Annotated in this window: 3 protein-coding genes and 1 pseudogene; all 4 read right to left on the bottom strand. The window is 35.6% G+C overall.

What is annotated here, in order from left to right:
* Positions 1-132 precede the first annotated feature (132 nt).
* Positions 133-525, bottom strand: a complete 393-nt coding sequence (locus tag H528_RS0111900; RefSeq protein ID WP_022854517.1) for a type II toxin-antitoxin system VapC family toxin — start codon at positions 523-525, stop codon at positions 133-135.
* Positions 497-757 carry a hypothetical protein gene (locus H528_RS0111895; protein WP_022854516.1) on the bottom strand — a complete coding sequence of 87 codons (261 nt, stop codon included), beginning with the start codon at positions 755-757 and terminating at the stop codon, positions 497-499. The genes H528_RS0111900 and H528_RS0111895 overlap by 29 nt, the downstream gene beginning before the upstream one ends.
* Positions 758-782: 25 nt before the next feature.
* A pseudogene (locus tag H528_RS0111890) lies at positions 783-1052 on the bottom strand (oligosaccharide flippase family protein); the annotation flags it as partial.
* A gap of 5 nt (positions 1053-1057) precedes the next feature.
* Positions 1058-1372 (bottom strand): four helix bundle protein (locus H528_RS13765; protein WP_022854514.1); only part of this gene is annotated, 315 nt, incomplete at its 5' end.

Raw genomic sequence — 1372 nt, 5'->3', positions numbered from 1 at the left:
TCAATTCCTTCCAACTACCCACCACTAAACCTCTTATCCACCTCTATAACCTTTACAACTTTTACAACCTATACGACCTTCCGCGCACATCGCCCTTTGCCCTTTGAATTTTCCGTATTCCGGCTGTTAAAATCATATTTCTTTCAATGGATTCCAGACTTTTACAATATCCTTAAAATCTTTCTCATTGTTAGTTATTAGTATCTTTTGATGCACTATAGCAGTAGATGCTATGACGGCATCAGGGAGTTTTATCTTTCTCCGTCTTCTTAAATCTATCGCTTCATCCACTATTTCATCTTCCAATCCTATAACTACAGCATCTTCAAGAAAACTTTTGGTTTCCCTAAAACTTTCTTCTGTGTGACCTTTCCAACCCAATATTTCTAATTTTGTTATAATAGAAATACAGAACGAATATTTTAAAATATCGTCTATTCTTTCTAAGATACCTTCAGGTAATCTACCAGCGAGAAAATATATCAAAATATCAGTATCAAAAAGATATTCTTTCTTCCCATTCATCTCTCATCTTCCTTATCTCTTTGTCAATCTCTTCTTCAGAATTTTCGACTTTTAGTATTCCATAATATTTTCTATAATCCTCTTCCCTTTTCCTTAAAATTTGAACCTTATCCTCAGGCAATAGAGAAAGAAAAGATATGACTCTGTCATAAATATCATCTTCTATTTTTAGAATGATTTCTTTCATAGCATTTCCTCCTTTATTTTCACTATAAATTTCCTCGTCATCCATAAATCCTCTTTTATACAATTCTTTCAGGATATTTCACCAATTCCCGCACAAGAATACCATCAAGCCCGAGGCTGGCAATAGCAGTAAAAAGCCCCGCAAAGGCCTGTGCGTAAGAAAGAAGACCATACCGCTCTGGACCCAGATACCGTGCCACCCACACCCCCACAAAAAAACCAACCCCAAGCCGTAAAAACTTCTCTACAAAAAGCCAAGAAGTATTAGCAAAATACCGCCTAAAGCCAGGATGCCTGGCAAGGGAATATATATTAAATTTCGCTGCGATGGCGGTTAGCATGTTTCTTAAGTTTTAGAGGTTTTAGAAGTTTTAGAAGTTCTAGAAGTTCTAGAGGTGGTAGAGGTTAGGGATTTGATTAATTGGTTGAGAAGATAGCTTATTTCGGCCAATTTTTTTTCGAAATCGTTATATTTCTCCTTAGAAATATATGCTAAATCCTTCGAAAGAAGTAAAAAGTACCTTAATTCTTCTAAAGAGCCGCGGGAAATATATAAATACCTTACGAACTCTTTTTTACTCCTTTTAGAACACCCCTCAACAATATTTGCTGGCACAGAATAAGCTGCTCTTTTTAGTTGATCAACTAGAGAATAAGTTTC

Origin of the sequence: Thermodesulfatator atlanticus DSM 21156, from assembly GCF_000421585.1 — a bacterium.
Taxonomy (GTDB): domain Bacteria; phylum Desulfobacterota; class Thermodesulfobacteria; order Thermodesulfobacteriales; family Thermodesulfatatoraceae; genus Thermodesulfatator; species Thermodesulfatator atlanticus.
Note: the sequence above shows the minus strand (reverse complement) of the source record. Positions and strands in the feature narration are given on the sequence as shown.

Bases quoted from the DNA above. Each gene is read 5' to 3' on its own strand.
- H528_RS0111895 (WP_022854516.1), bottom strand. From the start codon at position 757: ATGGATGACGAGGAAATTTATAGTGAAAATAAAGGAGGAAATGCTATG.
- H528_RS0111900 (WP_022854517.1), bottom strand. From the start codon at position 525: ATGAATGGGAAGAAAGAATATCTTTTTGATACTGATATTTTGATATAT.